This is a genomic window from Paenibacillus sp. MT124, from assembly GCF_058792755.1.
Map to the genome: position 1 here is coordinate 4,732,132 of NZ_CM179500.1, position 24,211 is coordinate 4,756,342.

At 47.0% G+C, this 24,211-nt stretch carries 23 protein-coding genes; 8 read left to right on the plus strand and 15 right to left on the minus strand.

What is annotated here, in order from left to right:
• Positions 1–9: 9 nt before the first annotated feature.
• From AC3RCI_RS21400 to AC3RCI_RS21410, 3 genes are all read right to left on the minus strand, one after another.
• The gene (locus AC3RCI_RS21400; RefSeq protein ID WP_154896943.1) at positions 10–375 is read right to left on the minus strand and encodes a hypothetical protein; all 366 of its coding nucleotides are present in this window, start codon (positions 373–375) and stop codon (positions 10–12) included.
• 273 nt (positions 376–648) lie between these two features.
• Positions 649–1,416, minus strand: a complete 768-nt coding sequence (locus AC3RCI_RS21405) for an ABC transporter ATP-binding protein (protein ID WP_095359561.1) — start codon at positions 1,414–1,416, stop codon at positions 649–651.
• A gap of 3 nt (positions 1,417–1,419) precedes the next feature.
• On the minus strand, positions 1,420–2,529 hold the full coding sequence (locus tag AC3RCI_RS21410; RefSeq protein WP_154896944.1) for a FecCD family ABC transporter permease: 1,110 nt from the start codon (positions 2,527–2,529) through the stop codon (positions 1,420–1,422).
• 155 nt (positions 2,530–2,684) lie between these two features.
• On the opposite strand from AC3RCI_RS21410, the gene AC3RCI_RS21415 reads away from it, so the two are divergent.
• Positions 2,685–3,107, plus strand: a complete 423-nt coding sequence (locus AC3RCI_RS21415) for a MarR family winged helix-turn-helix transcriptional regulator (protein WP_492526276.1) — start codon at positions 2,685–2,687, stop codon at positions 3,105–3,107.
• 53 nt (positions 3,108–3,160) lie between these two features.
• A complete protein-coding gene (locus AC3RCI_RS21420) occupies positions 3,161–4,003 on the plus strand; it encodes an alpha/beta hydrolase (RefSeq protein WP_492526278.1) in 843 nt (280 codons plus the stop codon).
• Positions 4,004–4,035: 32 nt separating this feature from the next.
• Here the strand turns inward: AC3RCI_RS21420 and AC3RCI_RS21425 are convergent, their stop codons facing one another.
• The 4 genes from AC3RCI_RS21425 to AC3RCI_RS21440 all read right to left on the minus strand — a co-directional run bounded on the left by AC3RCI_RS21425 (position 4,036) and on the right by AC3RCI_RS21440 (position 7,507).
• On the minus strand, positions 4,036–4,629 hold the full coding sequence (locus AC3RCI_RS21425; protein ID WP_492526280.1) for a GNAT family N-acetyltransferase: 594 nt from the start codon (positions 4,627–4,629) through the stop codon (positions 4,036–4,038).
• Positions 4,630–4,900: 271 nt separating this feature from the next.
• Positions 4,901–6,262 (minus strand): amino acid permease, encoded by a 1,362-nt coding sequence (locus AC3RCI_RS21430; RefSeq protein WP_492526281.1) that lies wholly within the window; start codon positions 6,260–6,262, stop codon positions 4,901–4,903.
• Between the two features lie 164 nt (positions 6,263–6,426).
• Positions 6,427–7,125 carry an RNA polymerase sporulation sigma factor SigK gene (sigK, locus tag AC3RCI_RS21435; protein WP_095289757.1) on the minus strand — a complete coding sequence of 233 codons (699 nt, stop codon included), beginning with the start codon at positions 7,123–7,125 and terminating at the stop codon, positions 6,427–6,429.
• A gap of 202 nt (positions 7,126–7,327) precedes the next feature.
• Complete coding sequence (locus tag AC3RCI_RS21440) at positions 7,328–7,507, minus strand: hypothetical protein (protein WP_154896948.1); 180 nt, start codon at positions 7,505–7,507, stop codon at positions 7,328–7,330.
• 273 nt (positions 7,508–7,780) lie between these two features.
• Between AC3RCI_RS21440 and AC3RCI_RS21445 the strand changes: the two genes are divergently transcribed.
• On the plus strand, positions 7,781–10,171 hold the full coding sequence (locus tag AC3RCI_RS21445) for an Ig-like domain repeat protein (RefSeq protein ID WP_492526283.1): 2,391 nt from the start codon (positions 7,781–7,783) through the stop codon (positions 10,169–10,171).
• A gap of 90 nt (positions 10,172–10,261) precedes the next feature.
• Here the strand turns inward: AC3RCI_RS21445 and AC3RCI_RS21450 are convergent, their stop codons facing one another.
• From AC3RCI_RS21450 to AC3RCI_RS21460, 3 genes are all read right to left on the minus strand, one after another.
• Complete coding sequence (locus AC3RCI_RS21450; protein WP_492526285.1) at positions 10,262–11,170, minus strand: RCC1 domain-containing protein; 909 nt, start codon at positions 11,168–11,170, stop codon at positions 10,262–10,264.
• Between the two features lie 436 nt (positions 11,171–11,606).
• Positions 11,607–12,842: an MFS transporter gene (locus AC3RCI_RS21455; RefSeq protein ID WP_492526286.1), complete on the minus strand. Its 1,236-nt coding sequence runs from the start codon at positions 12,840–12,842 to the stop codon at positions 11,607–11,609.
• A 61-nt stretch (positions 12,843–12,903) separates the two neighbouring features.
• Positions 12,904–13,833, minus strand: coding sequence for an ADP-ribosylglycohydrolase family protein (locus tag AC3RCI_RS21460; RefSeq protein WP_492526288.1), 930 nt, complete (start codon positions 13,831–13,833; stop codon positions 12,904–12,906).
• Between the two features lie 526 nt (positions 13,834–14,359).
• Here AC3RCI_RS21460 and AC3RCI_RS21465 point away from each other — a divergent pair.
• Together AC3RCI_RS21465 and AC3RCI_RS21470 are read left to right on the plus strand one after the other, a co-directional pair.
• Entirely contained in the window at positions 14,360–15,028 is a 669-nt protein-coding gene (locus AC3RCI_RS21465; RefSeq protein ID WP_095289745.1) for an HAD family hydrolase, read from the plus strand.
• A gap of 45 nt (positions 15,029–15,073) precedes the next feature.
• On the plus strand, positions 15,074–16,246 hold the full coding sequence (locus AC3RCI_RS21470; protein WP_492526290.1) for a mannitol-1-phosphate 5-dehydrogenase: 1,173 nt from the start codon (positions 15,074–15,076) through the stop codon (positions 16,244–16,246).
• A 101-nt stretch (positions 16,247–16,347) separates the two neighbouring features.
• On the opposite strand, the gene AC3RCI_RS21475 is transcribed toward AC3RCI_RS21470, so the two are convergent.
• The 3 genes from AC3RCI_RS21475 to AC3RCI_RS21485 form a co-directional block, all read right to left on the minus strand.
• Positions 16,348–17,253 carry a DUF8580 domain-containing lipoprotein gene (locus AC3RCI_RS21475; RefSeq protein WP_492526292.1) on the minus strand — a complete coding sequence of 302 codons (906 nt, stop codon included), beginning with the start codon at positions 17,251–17,253 and terminating at the stop codon, positions 16,348–16,350.
• Positions 17,254–17,384: 131 nt separating this feature from the next.
• On the minus strand, positions 17,385–18,038 hold the full coding sequence (locus AC3RCI_RS21480) for a YkyA family protein (RefSeq protein ID WP_492526294.1): 654 nt from the start codon (positions 18,036–18,038) through the stop codon (positions 17,385–17,387).
• Between the two features lie 40 nt (positions 18,039–18,078).
• Positions 18,079–18,981 (minus strand): polysaccharide deacetylase family protein, encoded by a 903-nt coding sequence (locus tag AC3RCI_RS21485; RefSeq protein ID WP_492526296.1) that lies wholly within the window; start codon positions 18,979–18,981, stop codon positions 18,079–18,081.
• 222 nt (positions 18,982–19,203) lie between these two features.
• Here AC3RCI_RS21485 and AC3RCI_RS21490 point away from each other — a divergent pair, with 222 nt between their 5' ends.
• Together AC3RCI_RS21490 and AC3RCI_RS21495 are read left to right on the plus strand one after the other, a co-directional pair.
• A complete protein-coding gene (locus AC3RCI_RS21490; protein WP_492526298.1) occupies positions 19,204–20,148 on the plus strand; it encodes a DMT family transporter in 945 nt (314 codons plus the stop codon).
• 97 nt (positions 20,149–20,245) lie between these two features.
• Entirely contained in the window at positions 20,246–21,100 is an 855-nt protein-coding gene (locus AC3RCI_RS21495; protein WP_492526300.1) for a sulfurtransferase, read from the plus strand.
• A gap of 210 nt (positions 21,101–21,310) precedes the next feature.
• Here AC3RCI_RS21495 and AC3RCI_RS21500 read toward each other — a convergent pair whose 3' ends face one another.
• The gene (locus tag AC3RCI_RS21500) at positions 21,311–22,108 is read right to left on the minus strand and encodes a stalk domain-containing protein (protein WP_492526302.1); all 798 of its coding nucleotides are present in this window, start codon (positions 22,106–22,108) and stop codon (positions 21,311–21,313) included.
• A gap of 32 nt (positions 22,109–22,140) precedes the next feature.
• Positions 22,141–22,869: an acetamidase/formamidase family protein gene (locus AC3RCI_RS21505; RefSeq protein ID WP_492526304.1), complete on the minus strand. Its 729-nt coding sequence runs from the start codon at positions 22,867–22,869 to the stop codon at positions 22,141–22,143.
• A 497-nt stretch (positions 22,870–23,366) separates the two neighbouring features.
• On the opposite strand from AC3RCI_RS21505, the gene AC3RCI_RS21510 reads away from it, so the two are divergent.
• On the plus strand, positions 23,367–23,807 hold the full coding sequence (locus AC3RCI_RS21510; protein ID WP_492526305.1) for a hypothetical protein: 441 nt from the start codon (positions 23,367–23,369) through the stop codon (positions 23,805–23,807).
• Positions 23,808–24,211 lie beyond the last annotated feature (404 nt).

Below are 24,211 nucleotides of genomic sequence, written 5' to 3' on the forward strand. Positions count from 1 at the left end.
CCGTCACCCTTATTTCCAGCTCCGCACCATATCCAAGGCTACGACCAGAAGCTTTCTTTCATTATGTCTGATTTGTTGCTCAATGACTTGCTCACATGTAAGTATTTGCTCGTCGGATAGCTTATCCTTTAGCTGCTCCAACAGCATAAATGATTGTGCACACACTTCCAGACTGGTATCACCAATAAACGGAATGATGTGCTCTATATGTAATATGTAATCCAAACGTTCAAGAGCGTATAAGAATGTTCCCCTGCTTCCTGATGTTCTGGGGTCCATGATGGCTTGAATCAAAGGCTCGACGGCTCTATCATCTGGTATCGCCTCTTCGGAATCTTCTTGGGAAAGAAGTTCCTGTATTATCTTCGTATGCATCGTACGCTGTATCACTCCTCGTTTGTTAGCAGAAAGGAACCTCCTTAATAACATCGGTCGTTTTCCACATTTGGAACGTAGTATAATGGTCCTTTTGTTTTTGGGACTATTTTCCCCACCGTCAGCGAATCACCAATTAACTGTATAATTCATCCATTCTCGCTGCTCCACAAAAAAGACCGTTCCTGCCAGCAACACAACATTGCTCTTGCGGAATACGGTCTGTTATTCTCGACTCATCTGTGGATCTACTCTAGTTTTATTTTTTTTGTATTAACGTGTACTTAGATAGGCTATACCCAATCCACCCGTAACCGGGTTTTCGTAAATTTCGCAATCTACCTCAAACACTTCCCCAATCATCTCACGTGTCAAAATATCTGCAGGTTTACCGTGAACCACGATCTGTCCCCGCTTGACCACATACAGGTAATCACAATATTCTGCTGCCAGTTCGAGATCATGGAGTGCTGCCAGTATGCCAATGTCCAACCCACGGACAATATTGAGAATTTGGAGCTGGTATTTGATGTCCAGATGATTGGTCGGCTCGTCCAAAATGAGAAATTCAGGCTGCTGTGCCAGTACACGGGCCAGGATGACACGCTGCTTCTCTCCACCGGACAAAGACACATAATTGCGATCCGCATGTCCGGACAGATGTACCTTTTCAAGCGCCTGCTCCACAATCCGGGCATCCTGCTGATTATCGGTTTCCAGCAGCTTTTTGTGTGGTGTCCGGCCCATCATGACCATCTCGCGCACCGTAAAATCAAAGCTCAGTTCGTTGAACTGTCCCACAACACCCATATGCCGGGATACGATCTTCGGACTGGATTTCAGAATGTCCTTATCGCCGAGTAATACGCTTCCCTGCTGTGGCTTGATCACTTTGTAGATGCTCTTGAGCAGCGTTGACTTGCCGCAACCGTTCGGTCCAATGATTCCAACAAATTGCTTGTCGTTTACCTGTAACGAAATGTTTCGGATGATGTCCGTATTCAGCACTGATATGGATACATTTTCTACGTTCAGTTTCATGGTTTATTTTCCTCCAAAACCGTAGCCTTTTTTGACCAGCATATACATAAACATCGGTGCACCAATCATGGCCGTAATAATCCCAATCGGCAGTTCAACGCTGGATATTAGAGATCTTGCGATAACATCCGTCCAAATGAGGAAAATGGCCCCGAATAATACCGACACGGGCATGACTTTGCGATGGTCTGAGCCAACCATACCTCTTACGATATGTGGAATAATGAGTCCCACAAAACCGATCATTCCGCAGCTCGATACCATAACCCCCGTCACCAGTGCTGTCAACAACATATACAGTCTGCGATATACACTAAGATTAATGCCCAGCGTCACAGCCGCTTCATCCCCGAGCAGCATCGTATTAAGCACACGGGACTGCAGCAGGAAGAACAGAATCGCTACCAGAACGACAATACTGATCAGCGGGAGCTTGTTCCAGCCCGAAGCCGCGAGGCTGCCCATCGTCCAGAATGTGACGGTTCGAATGCCTTCAGCATTGTTTGCAAAGTAAATGATAAAGTTCGAGAACGCACTGCATAGTGCGTTAATGACCATCCCGGCAAGTACCAGCTTGACGGATGTCATTTTGCCACGGATCCCTGCAAGTGTAAGGACCAGCAAGGATGCGCCCATGGCACCGGCGAAGGCCCAAAAGGCTACACCCGTTTGTCCCAACCAGCTAATGGAACCGAATCCGATCAAAATCGCAAACGTTGCTCCGAGTGAAGCTCCTGAGGATATACCTAATATGTAAGGATCAGCGAGTGGATTCTGCACAGCAGCCTGCATGACGGCACCACAGAGCGCCAGACCTGCCCCGATAAACATGGCCATTAATACGCGCGGAAAACGAATTTGCCAGATGATATCGGTAAAGGAACCCGATTCGATCGGCGCAGCTCCAAGCTGAAAGCCCGTTATTTTGTAGAGCAGAATCCGATAGGACTCGGCCAGCGGAATATGCACCTGACCTATGGATACCGCTATCCCCACCGATACAAGCATGAATACCACAAGTGCTGCAAGAAGTAATGCGAAACCGGTTTTGCTGTGAATCAAAGACTTGGGTTTACCCACGTGCTGCGTCTGCATCTGAACTGTTTGTGCCATTTCTTCCCCCATCACTTCCACGAAAATGTAAGATCTCAAAATTTAGCTATGTACAACGCTTTTGATCGGATTATAATTGAGAATGATTATCTTTGTCAATTTTAAAACATAACTCCCCTCTTGACAATGGTTTGATATAAAACTATATTTGGATTATGAAAACAAGAGATGCCATATCACTCATATCCAAAATTAAAGAGAGTTCCAACCGTTTTATCGTATCCGAGATGTCCAAGCATGGGGTTCAGGATATTGCGACTTCGCATGGTGATATTATCTATGCTCTGTACCACCGGCCTCAAATGACCATGGCGGAGATCGCCAAAAAAATTGGCAAGGACAAATCTACCGTCACAGCGCTTGTCGACAAGCTGGTTCGCATGGGATACGTCATCAAGGAGAGAAGTGACGAAGATACGCGCGTTGTTCATGTAGCACTGACATCTAAAGGCCAGGATCTCAAGCCCGTCTTTGAACAGATCTCTCAGAACCTGCTGAATGTCTTTTACGCGGATATCACAGAAACAGAGAAAGAGGAACTGCTTCGAATTTTGATGAAAATTCATAGCAACTTCTAAATTTTTTTGGATAAATAGTTTGATATAAAACTAAATTGAAGGAGGAATTATGCATGAAAGACTACACCAAATCGCTGCCTGACCATACCGTACAATACATTGGGGAACAGGATTTGTATCTGGAGATCTTTGAGGGAGATGAAATTCAAGAGAGAAGTAATCACAGACCCCCTCTCCTATTCGTTCACGGTGCCTATACAGGCAGCTGGATGTGGAGCAAATACATCCCTCATTTCGTTCAACAGGGCTGGACCTGTTATGTGATGAATCTGAGAAGTCACTACAAGAGCAGGGTGCAGGACATGACCCGGGTGACCTTCGAGGATTACTTGGAGGATATTCAGGAAATCCTCACCGAGTGCGGGGAGCCGCCTATCCTCATCGGATTCAGCATGGGTGGCATTCTTAGTCAAAAGCTTGCAGAAACCTCTCCCCTGCGAGGGTTGGTCGTAATCGATTCCAGTCTGAGCCAGGAGGTTCTTCGTTCCGTGCCTTATGCTGAAGTGGATCGCATAACGCCTGGCCTCGTCGTTCCTGCACCCGTTCATCATGAGCTGACCAGCATAGATGAATCGGCAGAGGATATTGCTTTTCAGCGCAAATATTTGGCCATGGAATCATCGCAGGCCTTCAGCACATTCTCCGCGTTCTTTGGTGGTGAGGACGTGGTATCCATTAACGGTGAGTCCATTACATGTCCTAGTCTCGTAATCAAAGCCGTGTCCAGTGAGGAAGAGGAGCAGCGAGGCAGATTAACCGCAGAGCAGCTTCGTGCGGAATATGCCGGACTATGGCACACGACACATACCGGTTTGCTCGTAGGTCAGAGGTATATTGAAGCAGTCGAGATTATCCTGGAGTGGCTTCAGCGGAGAAAGAGTGATTTCTCCAGTTAACATTGGCGAAATATCGTTCGCCGCATTAGTGATTATGTATATGTTTTGGATAATAAACACAAAAGTTTCTCTTTTACATCTGCCCATTCACTGTCTATGATGCTGTAAAAAATATTATCATGAACCGAACCGTCCGCCTTTATTCTGTGCTTACGGAATATGCCTTCTCTCTTGGCTCCGATTCGTTCAATGGCTCGTTGCGATCGGACATTTTGTCCGCTTACGGAGAACTGCACCCGCATTAAATTCAGTTCTTCAAAGCAATATTGCAGCAAAAGATATTTACACTCTGTATTTAATCCCGTCCGCCAATAGTCAGGTGCAAGCCAGGTCCATCCTATCTCAGCATTTCGGTTCCCCATGTCAAGATCACCTATTCGGGTAGTTCCGATGATGTCTCCTGTCGCTTGATCCACAATAGTGAAGGGAAGCTGTGATCCCTTCTCTTTATTGTCCAGTGCAAACGTCAGTACTTGATCAAGTTCTTCAGGTGTATGGATTGTTCGCCAAGTGAATTCCCACACTTCTGGAGTGAATAAGACACGAATTAATTTCGCCTTGTGGCTGTTTTCCATAGGTAGAAGAGTTACCCTTTTCCCTTCAAGAACAACATCTTTTTCTTGCATGATCACTGTCCACCTCCATCTGGTTTATATAAAACATATTACAAATTATTGAGCCATCGGTACAGACTCCTTTTGGTGCAAAACGTTTTTTACTGGGCAGCCGAAGGTGCTTCTGCATCCGCTTCAATTTCAAAATATGGTTAATAACTTCATTCAGATGAGAAATGGTCACTTTAAAAACGTAAAAAACCGCCCATCAAGGATGGACGGTTTTCGTTTTTACTTCTTTCAGAGTACACGGTATCTCCTCCGCATTGAAACCGTTAGCGCTTTAACCTTGCGTTGTGGTTGCTCTTCTTTTTTGGAACAGATAGATCACTGCCATGAGAATAAACCACACCGGCGTAACAAACAGCGCCACACGCGTATCCTCTGCCAATGCCAGAACAACCAGCACAAACACGAGGAAAGCCAAAATCAAGTAGTTGGAAAATGGATAAAGCGGCAGCTTGAAGTGACTCCGACTAGCGATCTCCGGCTGTGTCCGGCGGTATTTCAGGTGACAGATCACCATAATGCCCCAGACAAAGATAAAGCAAACGGTCGAAACACTGGTGATCAGTGTAAACACGCCCTCTGGCATGACATAATTCAGAATAATGGCAACCAGAATAACCAGCGTGGAGAAAAAGAGTGCATTGGAAGGCACCTTTCGGCCATTCAGACGGGCAAGCGACTCCGGCGCATTCCGATCCTTGGCCATGGAGAAGACCATACGGCTTGTACTGAAAATGGCACTATTACACGCTGAAGCTGCGGATGTCAGCACCACGAAATTCACGATCCCGGCGGCAGTCGCAATACCTACAGCTGCAAACACCTGTACAAAGGGACTTTCACTCGGCACAATCGCTTTCCACGGATAGATGCTCATAATAATCAGCAATGCACCCACATAGAAGAGCAGCACACGGATCGGAATTTGGTTAATGGCTTTCGGAATAACCTTCTCCGGATTCTCCGTCTCCCCTGCGGTCAGTCCGACCAGCTCCATGCCGACAAAAGCGAACACCACCATCTGGAACGAAATAATGAAGCCATGCATGCCATTCGGGAACCATCCCCCATGACTCCACAGATTGGTGAAGCTAGCCGTCCCCTGATCTGTGGTAAAACCTTTAAATATCATATATAGACCGACAACAATAAGGGCCAGAATGGCAATCACTTTGATTAAAGCAAACCAAAATTCCATCTCGCCAAACAGCTTCACTGTTGCCAGATTCATGATTAACAAAATGACTAATGCAATTAAACCAGGCATCCATTGCGGCACATTCGGAAACCAGAACTGCGTATACATGCCAACAGCCGTAATGTCGGCCATAGCGATAGAAATCCAGCAGAACCAGTAGGTCCAGCCTGTAATAAACGCCGCCATATTTCCCAGGTAATCACGCACAAAATCCACAAAGGAGTGATACTGCAGGTTGCTTAACAACAGTTCCCCCAATGCACGCATGATCAAAAATAAAACCACACCTGTGATGATATACGCCAGCAGGATCGACGGTCCTGTCAGTTGTATTGTCTTGCCCGCTCCCAGAAAGAGGCCTGTCCCAATCGCACCTCCAATCGCCATAAGCTGGACATGCCTGTTCTTTAATCCCCGTGTTAATGTTTCTTGCTGCATGGTAAACCACCACTCTCTTTCTGCACATGCTCTCTAGGTTGCTGAAACTTGTATACAACACATCATATAATAATCTGACCAGAATACATATCCTTCATTTATGATTTTTTTCACGCCAAAGAGGCCACCTCTTCTAACAAGGCGCCCTCTAGTTTGGGTCATCGTTATTTTTGCTTATAGAACTCATGATACAGCTTCATTAACGCCCGTTTCTCGATCCGTGAGACATACGAACGGGAGATGCCGAGTTCCTTGGCAATTTCGCGCTGGGTCCGTTCTTCCCCGCCAGCCTCCAGGCCGAATCGGCCAATGACGACTTCCTTTTCCCGGTCATCGAGAATATCGAGATTACGGTAAATTTTACTTTTTTCAATCTTAAGCTGCACCTTGTCTACGACATCATCTGCTTCGGTTCCAAGGATATCAATTAACGTAATTTCGTTGCCCTCTTTGTCCGTTCCAATGGGATCATGAAGGGAAACGTCTTTGCGTGTTTTCTTCAGGGACCGCAGGTGCATTAGAATCTCATTCTCTATACAGCGGGCCGCAAATGTGGCGAGTTTGGTTCCTTTGCCTTGCTGAAAGCTTTCGATGGCCTTGATCAAGCCGATGGTTCCGATCGAGATCAGATCTTCCAGATCTTCACCCGTATTGTCGAACTTCTTGACGATATGCGCAACAAGGCGCAGATTGTGTTCAATGAGCAAGTTGCGGGAGTGGGCGTTGCCTTCAGCCATGAGGCGCAGGTGCTTGGCTTCTTCGTCCTCAGCCAGCGGCTGGGGAAACGCATTATTTTTGACATACGAGACGAGCAGCGTTAACTCCTTGATGAACAGGGCAATTGCGGTAAACAATCCGGGCACAGATGACACCTCCTGCAGTTTTACAACGATCTGGCCTGAGCACGTGAAGGAACAGGGTCGATCTATTGTATGTAGGCGGGGGCCCAGAAGTGCACGTACACTTCAAAAAGGGAACGTTTCCTTGATAATTTAATGGATCTTGATGATGGAGAACGCTGCTGATTTATGTTGCCTGTGTCAAGTCGATCCTTTCGCATGAGTATTACGTACTCACTTCAACAATGGAGCCAACCTTCTGCAGGAGTAGAAATTCTTTTTGGACACTCTCAATGAAATACTTTTTCTCTCCCAATATCACAACATCATTCTCAGTTAATAGAACATCGCTTTTGAAATAGATAAAGTTATCTGCGCCTCTGAATGCGCCTTTATAGTAGTACAAACGGTCACCTTCTCTTAGAAAAAATGATATTAATGATTATTAAGCTTCTGGATCTAACTCTAATCGGTTCTCCGCCAATGACCCAAAATCCACCTCTTCAAGAGACACCTCGCAGGATGAAATATGTTTAATAAAGGGAGTTATACGATTTTTCGACATTAAAACTAAACTTTCGACAAATTATGACGATAATATCTATGTTTCTTACTTGATCATGTTTTTATTTCATACATGCAGAAACGATAAATTACTTCGAAGGGGAAGTCATGTAAAATGTTCTCAACGCTCAAAAAAATGGTAAGTACTCTGCTTGTAACCGTACTGACGGTTACTTCTGCCTCTGCTGTTTACGCAGAAGCAGGCACAAATTCTCCAGGGGACAGTGCATCACTCGTAAGCACCTCGATTACGATTCAAAGCACACGCAATCCATCCTCAGAAACCGACCCAGTAACGTTCGTAGCCTCGGTCTTTAGGGATCGCTCTTCTACTGTTCAGGCGGACCCAACAGGTACGGTAACAATTAAGGACGGGGACACCGTAATTGGCACTGCAAGTGTAGTGAATGATTCCATACCTAGCAGAGCACTGATTTCGGTAAGAAGTCTTGATGCTGGAGAACATGAGATCACAGCCGAGTATAGTGGCAACAGCACATTCAGCGGCAGTACTTCCAGTCCAATTATACAAACGGTATCCACTACGGTGACACCTCCTTCGGAACATCCGACGGTCACGGAGGTTACTTACCTCAATTCCCCTCGGTCAGGGGAACCGTTTACGCTTGATATAAGTACAAAAACAGACCCGCAATTCTCCCGAGATATCGCTGGAACAGTCATCCTTATGGATGGTGACAAGGAATTAGCTGCGCTTCCGATGTTTCCTAAAGGGGTTTTCAATGGTCATGCCAGAACGTCATATACGATAAGCAACCTAAGTGTTGGAGAACACCACATTACAGCTAAATATTATGGTGATACCAGATACGGTATTGCTGATAGTGTCTCAGATATCGTGCTCCAAGTGGCAGAAGGAAATGGTACCAATACGCCAACCCCTACACCCCCAAATGGAGGAGGCACAACTCCTCCGGAGGGCAGTGAAAACCTGTTTAATACAACCGTTTCGATTGAAAGCACACGCAACCCGGCTTCAGAAGGAGAGCCGATTGCGTTTATGGCTAGAGTCAGCAGAAACTATAAGGATACGTACGACATGCCGACAGGCACGGTTACCTTCAAGGATGGAAATATCGTGCTTGGTACTGCTGAGATCGGAACAGACGTAACCAAACCGGATCTGGCATTTTATTCGGTAAGAAGCTTAAGTGCTGGAGAGCATCAAATTACCGCGGAGTACAATGGAAACAGCACCTTCAAGGGCAGCACCTCAGCCCCGCTAACCCAAACGATAACAACTGAAGCAGCTTCTGCAACAGAACACCCGACGGTGACGAAGGTTACCAGTTATCTGAACCCGTCCAAGTATGGAAACGCGGTAACCTTTTACGTAAGAACTGAAACAAAACCACAAATATCCCGTGATATTGCAGGATCTGTAATCCTCATGGATGGCGACACGGAATTAGCTACACTTGCCATGTGGCCGGACGGTGTTGCGAATGGTGTGGCCAAAGCCTATTTCACAACAAGTGATCTAAGTGTCGGAGATCACCCGATCACGGCTAAATATTACGGCGATGCCAGACACGGTGTAGCTGACAGCACCTCTGAGGTGATGGTGCAAGTTGTCCAAGGAAGCGGTGGTAGTACAACACCGTCCAATCCACCTACGGTACCAGGTGGTGACACAACTCCATCCAGTCCAACGACAGGTTCGAGTTCAGGTTCGAGTTCAGGTTCAGGTTCGACCCCAACCGCTCCTGTTAGTTCTAAACCGCAAGAACCAGCTGTACCTGGAGCAACAACGGAGCAGCCAAGCACGCCGGAAAAATCCGGGGATTACCAGGATCCCAACGATATTTTTAGAAGCCGGGTCGTGAACGCAGATAGCAACGTAATTGCCGGTGTTCAATCCAGAATCGCTGAGATCCTCAGCAAAGGGGATGACTTCGTAACCTTACAGTTTGGTGATGTTCAACAGCATTGGGCGATACCGTCTATCGAAAAATTGACCAAGCTGGGCGTAATCAAAGGTTACCCTACTGGCGGGTTCGAGCCTGATGAACAGATTACCCGTGCAGAATTTGCAGCCATGATCAACCGTGCGTTTGTGGATATGGCGTCACGTGAAGTCAACCTGAATGAAGAGGATTTCGCAGCATACCGTGATATTAACAATCGCTGGTCTACCAATGACCTCAAGAGACTGGTAGCCGTTGGCGTATTGAATGGATACGAAGACGGTACTATCCGTCCGGAAAAAACCATTTCTCGTCAGGAAATGGCTCTGATCATCACACGTGTGTTGAATTCACTTATCCTGAATATTGATACATCCAAAGTACAATTTGCTGATTTGAATGGAGCATTTGGTGCAGATGCCATCCGAAAAGCAGCTGCTTTGGGAATCTTCGAAGGTAAGAATGAGCGTTCCTTTGACCCGAATGGCGGAGCAACGCGCGCAGAAGCAATTGAAACGATTTTGAAAACTTATCGTTTAAGTCCAGCCATCAAAGAGTCATTGGAAAATTTGAAGTAAGGACTCCAGTTAAGACATCATTTCCAATATCTATTTTTAACTGCCTTATAACATCTCAAAAACCGCTAACGAAAGATACGTTAGCGGTTTTTACTTCGTTAAACGATTCCCCGGCATACAAATGCCGCGCCAGCCACTTACATCACATTGTCCATATGTATTATCACCGACAGCAACCAACGTACCGTCTGATTTAAGTCCCACGGTATGGGCACAACCTGCGCCAATGGCGATGATATCATGCCAGTCACTTACATTACACTGACCATACGTATTCCAGCCTACAGCTGTAACCGTACCGTCTGCTTTCAGGCCAATGGTATGATTACTTCCCACCGCTATCGCCACCATCCCGTGCCAGCTGCCTACATCGCATTGACCATGTTTATTACTACCCACAGCCATTACTGTGCCGTCTGATTGCAGACCAGCCGAATGGAGATAACCCGCAGCGACCATTACAACATTACGCCAGCCAGTGACTTCACATTGGCGATATCGGTTATTCCCTACAGCCAGCACTGTTCCGTCAGCTATCAGGCCTAGGGTATGCCAGTCTCCTGCAGTTACTGCCACGATATCATTCCAATGACTTACCTGACATTGACCTTCTTGATGCCGACCGACGGCGACCACCGTCCCATCCGACTGAAGACCGATGGTGTGGCGCCAACCTGCCGCAATGGCTACAATATCGTACCAGTCGGTTACCTCGCACTGGCCATCCTTATTCCATCCTACAGCCGTCACGGTTTGATCCGATTTCAGTGCGATGGTGTGGACATTACCTGTATTTGTCGCCATATGTACATTACCTGCTGCGACCGCAATGATATCCTGCCAGCCGCTGACTTCACATTGGCCCATTTTATTATCACCCACAGCCATCACCAGACCGTCAGATGTAAGGCCAACGGTATGACGGCGCCCCGCTGCTATCGGATCTTGGGGCCACTTTTTCACCTGCAACCTTGCCTTATTCAGGGAACCATGTTCCATGCTGAAGTACCTCCCTTGAAGCGAAGTTTCTTGTGATAGTCCATTTCTTTACTTAACTTTCCTGAACTACTCCTCTTTTCGCCTGAAGCACATCTTACCCAGAAGAAGTGCTGTGCCCGAGGAACAAATCAGATATCCAAAGAACAAAAAAACCAAGAAAACAGCATGAAGATCTTCAGGAATCTGAAGTACACCTTCAAACCAAGCCAAACGAAAAGGATACAGAAGTGCTACCCAGATGATCAGCAAGACAAGAATAAAATTAATGATTTTCCTCACTGTAATGATCCTTTCAAGCCTGTATGGTGTCCGTTATGTTATACCAATAATACTTCAATCAGGATGGTTTGTCTTTTTCTAGTTAAAACTGCAAAGAAGCCTCCACTCCGCATTACACGGAGCAGAGGCAGTATCCTTCCATTCTTCCTGCCTAGACTCAGCTGAGCGGCGCAGGCTCCACAACGTCCGAGATTTCCGGCAAACGCTGTTTGCGTTCCATCCCCAGACTAATCACAAGCCCAAGCAAACCCAGAGCCGCAATGACTGCTGCGTACAATGGTACGGAAATAAGTCCCGTATGCGTAATCGCAAACCCGCCAATATAGGCTCCACCTGCATTCCCCAGGTTAAACGCGGAGTGGCTCGATGTGGTCGCAAGCAGCGGTGCTTCGCGAGTCATATTCATGATTCGAATCTGCAGACCCGGCATAATCCCGAACGCCGCAACACCCCAGCAGAAGATCGTAATGACCGCCAGATATGGATTCTTCAGTGTCAATGTGAGTACCGCCAAGAGTACGGCCAGTACGCCGAAGTTGACCATGAGGGACGGCATCAGTTTCCAGTCTGCCAGACGGCCGCCCAGCATGTTGCCGAGTGTCACACCAACGCCGAACAGCACCAGTATCCACGTTACACTCTGCTCCGCAAAACCACTGATATCCACCAGCATAGGTGTAATATAAGTAAACACTGTGAAGAGGCTTCCACAGCCCATGGCACCAATGAGAAGTATCAATAATACCTGCGGACGAACGAGATTACGGAACTGCTGTCCAAGGTTCGCCGGCTCCCCTTGCGAAATAACCGGAATGAAACGAATGATGCCGATCAATGAGATGATGCCCAAAATGGTGATGGCTCCAAACGAGGATCTCCATCCAAGCTGTTGGCCGATAAACGTACCGAAGGGTACCCCAATGATATTCGCAATTGTAAGTCCTGCAAGCACAACGGACACCGCACCCGCCCTTCTCTCAGGTGCAACGAGACGAGTAGCCATGAGCGACCCTACACCAAGAAACGTGCCGTGTGCAAATGCCGTCAAAATGCGTGCCGAAATTAGCAAGCCATACGTTGGTGCAATGACGGATAGTGCGTTACCGATGATAAAAATGCACATCAGCAGGATCAGCAGTTTTTTCTGCGGTATTTTATGGGTAAACACGGTCAGAATGGGTGCGCCAACCGCGACACCCAGGGCATAGCCCGTAATCAACTGCCCTGCTTGAGGAATGCTCACATGCAGATCAGCAGCCACATTCGGCAGCAATCCCATAATGATAAATTCAGTCATCCCAATAGCGAATGCTCCTACCGTCAGGCATAGAAGGGATAACGGAAATGCCCCTCCTTTTCCCGATTTTGAAGCACGTCGTTCTGTCTTGTTCATATGATGTTCTCTTCTCCTGTCCATCTTCTGTCTCTTTTTTTGGTTATTCCTTGTTACGATTTCAGGACGACATTTGGGCTGCTTTTAGCCACATCGCCTCGTTTAAGGACTCGAACGTTTCCAGCATCGCAAGCTTGTTCTGCCACTGTGCCGGGATGCCGCTCCGACCATAATAAGCACCAGCGATCTGTCCGTACACCGCACCGGTTGTATCTGCATCATCACCGAGATTAACAGCTAAGAGCGCACCTTCTTCAAATGTGGAAGATTTATGGAACGCCCACAATGCGGCCTCCAACGAACGGACGACATAGCCGCTCCCCTGAATTTCAGGTGGCTCCTTATCGCAGTAAGATCCACGAACAATCTCTTCAATGGCTGGGGTAAAAGAGGAATGACTCCTCCACTGACGGCATGTCTCAGGCAGCAGCATGGTGTGCTTGTCTGCTCCGCGCAGCCCCGCAACCAGAATAGCCGCAAGCACCTCGCAAGCTTCCAGGCTTTCCGTTGCTGCGTGTGTCGTGCGGGAGCTCAGCTTCGCATAATGCACAGCATCCTGCGGATGGCCCGCATACACCATAGCGACTGGCGCAAGCCGCATAATTGATCCGTTACCAGCCGTCATCGGATCGGTAGATCCGCTGTAAGACTCTCCGGTCTTCCTGAACCTTTCCAGCGCATTTCGCGTAGCCCCGCCGATATCAAAGCATGTTCCGGTACTACTCATGTAGCCGACCTCATACCAATTCGTGTATCTGCGCATCTGATCCGCCGGATCAAAATGTTCTTTTCTCACCAGACTTTCGGCCAGACATAGCGCCATTGACGTGTCATCCGTCCACTGTCCGGGAGCCAGGCCAAACACACCGCCCCCCACAATATCGGTTACAGGCTCAAATGTGCCTGGGCTGCTAAACTCCACTGTCGTTCCCAGTGCATCTCCTGCCGCTAGTCCAAGTAAGCATCCATTGAACCGATCCTTATCCAGCATCGCCGGTCCCTCCTCCGCATTCTTATTTCCAACATATCTCTTCCATTCTCCCACAGGGGCTGTTCTGTCGTAAAGAATTTTAAATAGATGCAGCATGGCTTCTTCGAATCGTACAAATGTCCACGGGCTCTCTTCTATTATAAATGTGTCGAAAAAGGGGGAACGATTGTTATCTCTCCGTATCGCAAAAAAAAGTTTATTTTTTTACAACGGAGAAAACCGTTTTTTCAGTATACCGCTTACATGCATAGGTCATAAGACTTTGCCTCGTTCACCTTTTTCTGAAAACACGTCATTTATGTGCAAATTTTCAATGTAAACAATCATGACGCGCTTGACCCCTCACTTTGTCCCATGTTACGGTTTTATTAGCTTCAACGCATCATTTTTTCCAAATTTATATTACTGGACATGTAACTGCGTTAACTAATCTACCGCAAACAAAAGTAATACAGGAAAAATTTAATTTTCATTTTCTTTTCTGGCTACATCCCAAAACAAATTCTGAAACAGGAGGAACAAATTTATGATTAAGGCACTGGTTTTTGATTTCGATGGAACGATTATTGATACGGAGACAGCATGGTATATCGCTTTTCGTGATGCCTACAAGGAACACGGCGTGAACTTGACCCTGGAGATGTATTCGCAATGCATCGGTACCAGTTTGAAAACATTCAATCCCTATGAGTACCTCATCACAGATTTGAATCTTCCGATCGATCGGGAAGCGTTCAGGGAATCGGTTCAGCTGCAGCATGCTGCATTAATGAACAAGGAGCAGGTAAGACCAGGCATCCAGAATTACCTCGAAGCAGCACGCGAGGCTGGATTAAAATTGGCCGTTGCCTCAAGCTCCAAACGGGAGTGGGTCGAACAGCACCTGGAACAACTGAAACTGAAGGATTACTTCGAAGTGATTCGAACAGCCGACGATGTGGCCCATGTGAAGCCTGACCCGGAATTATATAACCAAGCCCTGGAAGCGCTTGGAGTAACTGCAGACGAAGCCGTAGCGATTGAGGATTCACCTAACGGCGCACGTGCAGCTGCTGCAGCTGGTATTCACTGTGTTGTAATCTCGAATACCATAACAGGAACACTGGATTTCGATATGCCTCACCAACGGCTGTCATGCCTGACAGACCTTGAATTTAACGATTTGATTTCGAAACCCCTCGTCACCACCGTTTAGGTCTGCACGAATTCGCATTTCAAATTTTAAAGGGGGAGTTCACACATGAAAGCTGTACATTTTGGAGCGGGCAATATAGGCCGCGGTTTTATCGGTCATATGTTGTCCGCTTCCGATTACGAAGTCTGCTTTGTCGCACGTAACCCGAAGAAGATCTCCATGCTGCAACAAAGGAAAGAGTATCCCATTACACTCGCTAATGCAGATCAGCACACCACCATGGTCAGCAACGTCACGGCCATTCATGTGGGCGAACAGGATCGCCTGGCTGAGCAGATTGCATCGGCTGATCTCATTACGACAGCGGTTGGAGTATCTGCACTTGAGGATATCGCCGAACCCATCGCCAAAGGCATATATCTCCGCATGAAAAACAATAACCAGGCTCCTCTCCATATCATCGCATGCGAGAATGCCATCGGAGGCAGCACACGCCTGAAGAAACGGGTATATCCGTTTCTGGATGAACAGACCCGTACCAAAGCCGACCGCTATATCTCGTTCCCCAATGCAGCAGTAGACCGGATTGTTCCGGCGCAAGACCACAAGGATCCGCTGCAGGTCACCGTTGAACCTTTTTATGAATGGGTCGTTCACCGTCCGGCACTGCTGGATGGATTTAAGGAGATTGAAGGCGTACACTACGTCGACTCTCTGGAGCCTTACATTGAACGCAAGATGTTTACCGTGAATACAGGCCACTGTGTGGCTGCATACTTCGGATATCTCGAAGGATTCAAGACGATCAGGCAAGTCATGAGTAACGCAGCACTACGTGCCAAGGTTAAACAGGTTATGGAGGAAACGGGAGCCATGCTTGTGAAAAAACACGGATTTAATCCTCAAAAACACAGCCAATATATCCATACCATTCTCGATCGCTTTGCCAACCCCAACCTGACAGATCAGGTTACCCGGGTCGGTCGTTCACCCCTTCGCAAGCTATCGCCTTATGACCGGCTTGTTCGCCCAGCGATGCAGGCCAGCGAATTCGGATTAGAAATTCCCCATCTTACTTCCGCTATGGCTGCCGCAATGCTCTTCGATCACGAGCAGGACGAGGAAGCCATGAAGCTCCAACACATGATTCGTGACGATGGCGTCTCCGCCTTCATTCGTGAACGCATGGGAATTCCCGACGAACACCTTATTCATCAGCATGTTGTCGCCCGATACGAGGAACTCAAAGGGCACAAGGGATTGACCATTTTAACCTGACACCTCAGGTAAGACGGTTGGTTATGCACAACTGAATAGAGACGGCAAAAAAAGCCGGGAGGAACCCATGCCCAAGCATTGTTCCTTCCGGCTCTTTCATGTTATTTTGTCATGTTTGATTCATTCATAATGGAATTCAGGGATACATACGCCATCGGCAGGAATCCCTCAGATGGTTCACCCACAGGTGCATCAATGTGGAAAATGAAGCCATTGCCGTCCAGTTCTTTTACAATGAAATACTCCGACTTTTTATCGTTTTGAGACATCATATATAGTCTTGCATCCTTCATTGGGCCATTGCTGAGCTCTTCCTTGCTGAGTTCCTTGACCTCTCCCGTTTCGCTCAGCTCTTCTTTGGCATCCATCTTCAGCGCATCCAAATTGAAGTCTGAAGGAAGCTTCTCGATCTCCACTTTGTAGTCAGGATCAATCTTCATTGTCAATTCGTCGTCCTCTGCATCAAAGGCCATGGGTTCAAACACATAAAGCGAGTACCCCTCACCTTGAGCAAGTTCAGCTGGACGTTTCTCCGTCATGCCTTCCACCGTTACTTCCAGCTTTGTTGTTTTGGGACGATCCGATGTCACGTTATCGCCTGCATTGGAACCGTTCGGTTCATCCGCTTCGATCTTCGCGATTTCCGTAAGCACCAGCTGCTTGGTTGTATTGTCGCCGGTCTCAATCGTTCTCTCTACATATTTAAATTGTACTGAATCTTCATCATCAATGTCATCGAAGGATTTCTGCACATTCTCTTCCACCTGGAAAGCCATCGGAACCTCCTTGACACGGATCTCTACCGTGTGAGGATCTGCCCAGCCAGTCAAAATGCCTTCCGCTTCGATCACCGCACTGTCATTTGGCTTCTCCTCCGGTGCAGGCGTCTGTTCCCCTGTATTATTGGTTGGTGGCTGCGCTGCAGGACTGCTGTTACCACAGGCCACAAGTGAGAATCCCATGAGTAAAACGAGTAAAGATGCACTAATATTCATTGTATTTCGCATATGAACACCTCCGTTAGCTTATACGCAATGATGCTTGTCCATGTTGCTTTATTCTGCATACTAGTACTTACACGGCTGGTCGCTAGCTCAATCAGATAGATAAATAGAAGAAGCGGAAGTCGAGCACATCTCTAACTCGCTCGTTCCATTTGAACAAGCTTGGCGTTGGCCCCGTTAAACGCTTTTGTCTGCTTGTTGAATTGCTTTCTGATCTCGGCAAGCTGCGCATATTGGATGTTGCGTTCCCGGATTGCGCGCTTAATTTTCACCAGATTCGGCTCCACACTGCCCCTCATTAAGGAATAGAGCCGTTCATCGGCATCCAGACTTTGCTGATACGAGGTTACAAATTCCTCAAATGTCTGGGCTCTTACTTCATACTGGTCCAGAACGGTTTGTGCCTGGGTGAGCGTCTCTTCTTTTTCAAAAGACAAGCGTCCCAGGGACTCCCGTACAGCTGGAGTTTGCTCCCGCGTCTGATTCATCAAGGTTTCCGCCTGCTCCAGCAGTTTTCTCCGCTCGGCTATATGCTCTTCTGCCTGATCCAGCAGTGACTCCAGGTCACTGTTTTTGTTTTTCCCCTTATTCAAAATCGACGTGTACAATTCCATTTCCTCCCGTTCATGACGGGCAAGCTCCTTCAGATTCTGGGCCATCTCCTGATCATTCCGGATCAATTCGTTCACCTGGTTCGCAGCCGGCTCCTGCGGCTGGCCGCAGGCACTGGTGAGCACCGCCAGCGTCAGGCCAACGGCAGCCAGTGCCGATTTTTTCCACGTACGCACTCGTTCGTCTCCTCTCTGCATTTGTATTATCGTCTCTAAGTTACAAGCGGGTATCTCCGCTAAAATTGGCAGTCCAATGTGCATTCGGGTCATAAACCTCGAACTCATAACCCCGATCTTCAAGCAATTTCAGAATTTGCGGCAAAGCCTGCACCGTCTGCTCCCGCTCATGCATCAGGATCACTTCCTTGTCCCGGTGCACACTTTTTTTGACACGCGCCACAATTTTGTCCGGCTGACCCGGAAGGTTCCAATCCAGAGAGTCTGTTGTCCAATCCCACATTTTGAAACCAGCAGCGGCAATGTCGCCCCTGAAGGATTCACCGATCTGCGGACTGCTGCCGTAAGGAGCGCGAATCAGATGCGGCGTAAAGCCAATCAGATCCTGAACCATCTTCTGCTCCTTCTTGAATTCCTTCACAAAATTCGCGGAGCTTCCGCTTTTGTACAGAGTGTTATAGTTATGTGTCATACTGTGGAGCCCCGGATAGCTGCCCTCTTGGACCAGTCGCTCTACTGCCGACTTATGCTGATTCAACTGACGACCAATCATGAAAAAGGTTGCCTTCGCCTCATGCTCTTTCAAAATATCCAGCAGTTGTTCCGTATATTCACTTGGTCCATCATCAAACGTTATGTATGCCAGTTTGCGAACCTGTCCCTGAAATCGTGCAGGCTCTTCTTTCACATCCGGAATCATTTCAATCATGCCCAGCTTGGTTGGCTGTTCGATGGCAGCTACCGGGGGCGGGGCTACATAGCCCTTAATCCAGTGGGTCATTCCAATGAATGCATATGTTAAACCGGTAATGATCAGTGCAAGCAGCATCAGGGCTGCACTCAATCTTCCATACCGGATTCGTCTTCGTTTGTGTGTCTTCGTTCGACTGGTTCTGCTCGCAATGCCGCTGTTTTCTCCTGCTGTCTGTTGTTGAACTCTCACTTTCCATGCCACTTCCTTAATTTCCCGATTATTGGTATATTATATCGTTTCATGTCTCTATATAGAAGATTAATAGAAAAGCGGCATGGGTGAATGACAGAATAGTTACAAGCCCGGTTACAATCTGCTTATCTATTTTCCTTTCATCGCTTTTCGAACAGCTGGGGTCTCCTGTATAATGAATTGATTTACGCCATTTGACTTCAAGAAGGAGCTACATCCATGACAAGCTTGTTTCGTGCCGGCAGATCCATTGAACTTCTGTTCGTTGTCGGCATTATTGCCATCTCGTTTTCTTCCATTTTCGTGCGCTGGTCCAGTGCAGAAGTGGCTGTTATCGCCATGTATCGGCTGTTTCTCACCAATGTGCTGATGCTTCCGTTTGTCTGGAAATACCGACATGAGATGATGCGCCTGAACTTTAGGCAGTGGGGGCTGCTGCTCGCATCGGGTGTGATGCTGGCACTTCATTTCCTGCTGTGGATGGGATCACTCAGACTTACGAGTGTGGCCAGCTCCACGGTCATTCTCGCACTTGAGCCCATATTAATTCTCGCCGGTTCCGTCTGGCTGTTCAAAGCCAAGATTAACCGCATGATGATTATCGGCATGGGCATCGCCCTGCTTGGGTCCATAGCGATCGGAGCTGGAGATTTTCAGTTAGCCGGTACGGCACTGCAAGGGGATTTTCTATCTCTTCTGGGAACGATTGCGGTAGCCATCCATATGCTGCTTGGACAATTTCTGCGTTCCGGACTAAGTGCCTTCTCTTATAATTTCTGGGTATTTTTCGTCGCTGCCTGTACGTTGGCGGTATATAATTTGGCCATGGGACATCCGTTCGGGGGTTATGCCGCCTCGGAGTGGGGGATTTTCCTGCTGCTCGCCATCGTGCCGACGATCTTTGGACACTATCTGTTTAACTGGCTGCTTCAGTATATGAATGCCACAACGGTATCCATGGGCGTGCTTGGTGAACCCGTATTCTCCTCACTGCTGGCCTGGATGCTGCTTGGTGAATCTCTCAGTGCCATGCAGATGTTTGCCGGCGTCGTCATTATCTTTGGGGTATGGGTTTTCATTCGGTATGGCAAAACCAAACCGGAACCCATTCCCGCTGACGCGCCTGTAGGTGGAAAAGGACCTGCTGAACCTACGGCAGTGTAATTCTACCGCAGCATATGCCATGCAAAAAGAACGATTGGAGTCTGATACAACAGACTTCAATCGGAATCCAATACTCTTCATAAGGCGGTGTATTTTCATGAAAAACATTGTATCCATGCGCTGGCTGCTCGCCAGAATGTACGAACCCGATGTGGTCATTGCCGACTGCAGATTCCTGCTCGGCCAACCGGATGCAGGACGACAAGCTTACGAGGCTGGACATATTCCAGGTGCCGTTTATCTCGATCTCGAACAGGATCTATCCTCTCCTGTGTCAGCCCATGGCGGACGTCATCCGCTCCCTGACCCGGCAGAACTGGCAAAGCGTCTTTCGAAAGCGGGAATCGGCTCAAACGCTCGTATTGTTGCCTACGATGATCAGGGAGGCATGAATGCCTCAAGATTATGGTGGCTGCTTCGGTATCTGGGCCATGAACAGGTATACGTGATGGACGAGGGCTTCTCCGCCTGGCAAAACGCCAAGTTCCCAGTAACAATGGATGTGCCCGTGCGGATTCCGTCCACGTTCGAACCGAACGTACAGCCGCACATGCTCGCTAGCGTGCAAGATGCACAGCATGCTTCGGCGAACAGCTCAGCGGTGCTGATCGACTCTCGTGATGCCCGCCGCTATGTGGGGCTGGAAGAACCGATCGACGCCAAAGCCGGACATATTCCGGGTGCAGTGAATTATTTTTGGAAAGACGTACTGAATGAAGAAGGCCGGTGGTCTGACGTGAGTACATTGGAGGAACGTTTCGGGAAGCTGGCGAAGCACGAGCCCATCATCGTATACTGCGGCTCAGGCGTCTCGGCCTGCCCGAATGTAATTGCGCTGGAGGAAGCCGGATATACCAATGTGAAGCTGTACGCCGGTAGCTGGAGTGACTGGATTAGTTATGAGGAGAATTCGGTGGAAACTGGTAATGCGGAAGCTGACAAAAACGTATAGCAGTGTATCGATGTTGAATACATCGCCATGTGGCTTATCTGCCCCGGCGATGTATTTTTCTATGTTCGGAGTCAACATCGAGTCAACAACACCACCCTGTAAGTATTTAAAGTACACAGAAGTAGACATCAAGTGCAGCTTTTTCTAATGCATGATAATAGAAAATACCGTGATGGACATCTGTCCACCACGGTTGAATAATGAGATCTATTATTGCTTTTTACTTAACGATACATTTGCGGTTAACGTCTTGTCGATCGTCGTCCAGTTTACATAAGCACCTAGTATTTCATTAATAATAGAAACCGGAACTACGGTTTCGCCATTTAAAAGCTTAGGTACCTTACTATTGAACACTAGTTTCTCGTTAATTGAATACACATCTGAACCAATTTGAGCACTTATATTTTTCGTGCCTAATTCGATTTTCGTTGTACGCGTCTTATTATCCCATTCTACTGTGCCACCCAATAGCTCCGAAATGGTTCGAATCGGTACGTAAAACTCATCGTTTTGAACAACCGGCTTGATTGATGTACCACCTACATTCATTTTAACGTTAACATATTCAAGGAAATCGGTCTTTCGAATGAGTCCATGAACCCCTTTCGTTCGGTCTACAACCTGAGATACTTCATAATCCGTTGCAGCCGATAGGTACGCATAAGCTACACTTCTATCCATATCAAGCTTATCGGATAAGAATTGAATCGATTCACGTACTGATTCTTTCATTGCTTCATCCAAATCAGGGTCCAGTCCAATTGGAATCCAGTAATCCTCTGTTTCAGCAAAGGGTTGCGTGAATTCTCCACGATGTGGGAGTGATGGATCACCTTTCTTTAACACCGTTAACCGAACTGTCCCTCTTAAGGAAGCTTCCAATGCAGTTAACGCCACTTCTCCATCTCCTTGAGCAAAGTGTGGATCTCCAGTATAGAATAGCCCGCCTTTAACTTGAATCGGATAATAAATAGTTGCACCAACACCCAACTCATTAATATCCATATTTCCTCCTGTTTCAATCGGTGGGATCGAACTCACAACTTCACTGGTATCTGGTGCAACCCCATAACACCTAGAAACGGATTAATAGGGAAACGTACATTTTTGCCAGCTTTTGTTGGTAATACCCCATACCAGTTGCCGTTGATTTCTTCAATAGGTGTAAATATAGATACATTATTATATAATTCCGGTTTTGTTGCGCTAGCTCCCTCTTGTGGCCCTGCATTTTCTGGAAATTCGTTAGGAAGGGCACCTTTCCCATGGCGGTTAGAAATGACACCATATGGAACTCGAGTTTGCAACGAAAGGACTTCTACTTTAAGAACATCTCCTGGCTCTGCCCCCTCAACCGCTACTGGCCCAGTGATAATATGAGGTCCGTCTTTTACATAATCATGCTTAATCTCAGAAGCCGCAATTGCCTTCGCGTCATCCAACACGCCATCGGGTGAGATACCGAATTTGCCGAAGTACTCCACTGGATTTCTCCCCTGATCCTCGATCAGTCCCTCATGAGATACCGTATCAAATGTTACAGCACTTCCCGATGGTACAGTAAGAATTGGAGAGCTGTCCCGATTAGGCAGTGATCCCCAGCGAATGTTCTCAATCGCAGACGTTACATAATATTCACCTTCAACCTTATCCAGGGTTGTTGGTTGCAGCGGCATACTAAAGCCCACTGAAGGTAAAGCAAATGTAAACATACTTAGAATTCCTACTGAAACTCCCAATTTCCTAATCGTTCGGTTGATAAACATTACGCTCCCCCTCTACCACATGTAATGTTATGTGACATTATTTAACACATATAAACGATAACATATAAATGTATTTACAACAATATTTTCTTGTTAACAAAAATAACAACAAAAGCTAGAAATCAAGAATAAACTTATAAAAACAAAAAAAACAATGTTAACATATATGACATTTAAAAAACGTATAAAACTTAAATACATTTCCTAAACTTGATGAACATTCTTCAGAGATCTGAACAAACAAAATGAAGTAAGTTGGAGAGACTAGATCAGTTATGAGGGGAATGCGGTGGTTGGCCGTATTTATTCATCGGCTTTTTAGGTACTTTATTGGTTGGGGTACACGTCGTGATCTATCAAATTCATTCTATAGAATTCATTTGAATAATAACAATCGCCCTTATTTTGTTATCTATTAAACGTAGTAAAATATGATTTAGACCTGCTAAACTTATTGAAGGGTACCCCCTCGATCCATTAAGAAGAGGTGAACAACGATGACGGAGTCATATCATGGAATACATTCGAATTTGCAATTTCCAAGCAGCATCTTTAATATCAACCGCAAAGATGTTCCAGCATTTCTGTCTGGCCCGGACGTCAAGCAGCAGGAGACCATTGTAGAAAGACTGATAGGTTCAGAGTATGCACTTCATCTGCTCCTTGCTGTAGAAGCTGCTAAGCAACTAGTAGCAGAATGGACTAAAGCAGTACAGCAGTGGTCACCACCGCTTACCCTTGATCTGTCCATATGCTCAATTGACCGCTCTGTTGAATTCCTTCAAAATCCTGAGCGGCGACTGCTTCGCTTCTGGTTTTATTCTGAAGATGTTCCTGAGGACTGGAGAGAGGGATACAGTGACCGTTTTTTCGATCTTATGGTGACAATTGACGCCGAATCACTGATTATTCAGCATACGGCGGGACCAAGCCGTTAAAACCAAAAGCCTCCGCTGGAGGAGGCTTCAGGTGCTGCTGATCACTAACAATCTTAGTTCACTTTATTTCAGGAGAACCTTTATTTCCCGCTCTTCAATATCATTTTCCATAATCCTCCACGCGTCTCTGTCTACTCAGGCAGCTCCGCTATAACAACGGTTCGTTTGCGCTACGCAGCACCTGATTACTTTCGTTGAGCAGGATGCGAATCAGCCGCGTTTTAAAAAAAAAAGCCCTCTTCCTTAAGTTAGTTAGCTCTCATCTTTATTCACTATTTCAATTTACCTACCCATTCACTATTCTCCCAGATGTATACCAGTCCACAATTATACTCCTACACTCCGGTTCAGGCTAATTACCTTTCCGCATATGATTGCACTGGAATAACGGGATTCTCGAATGT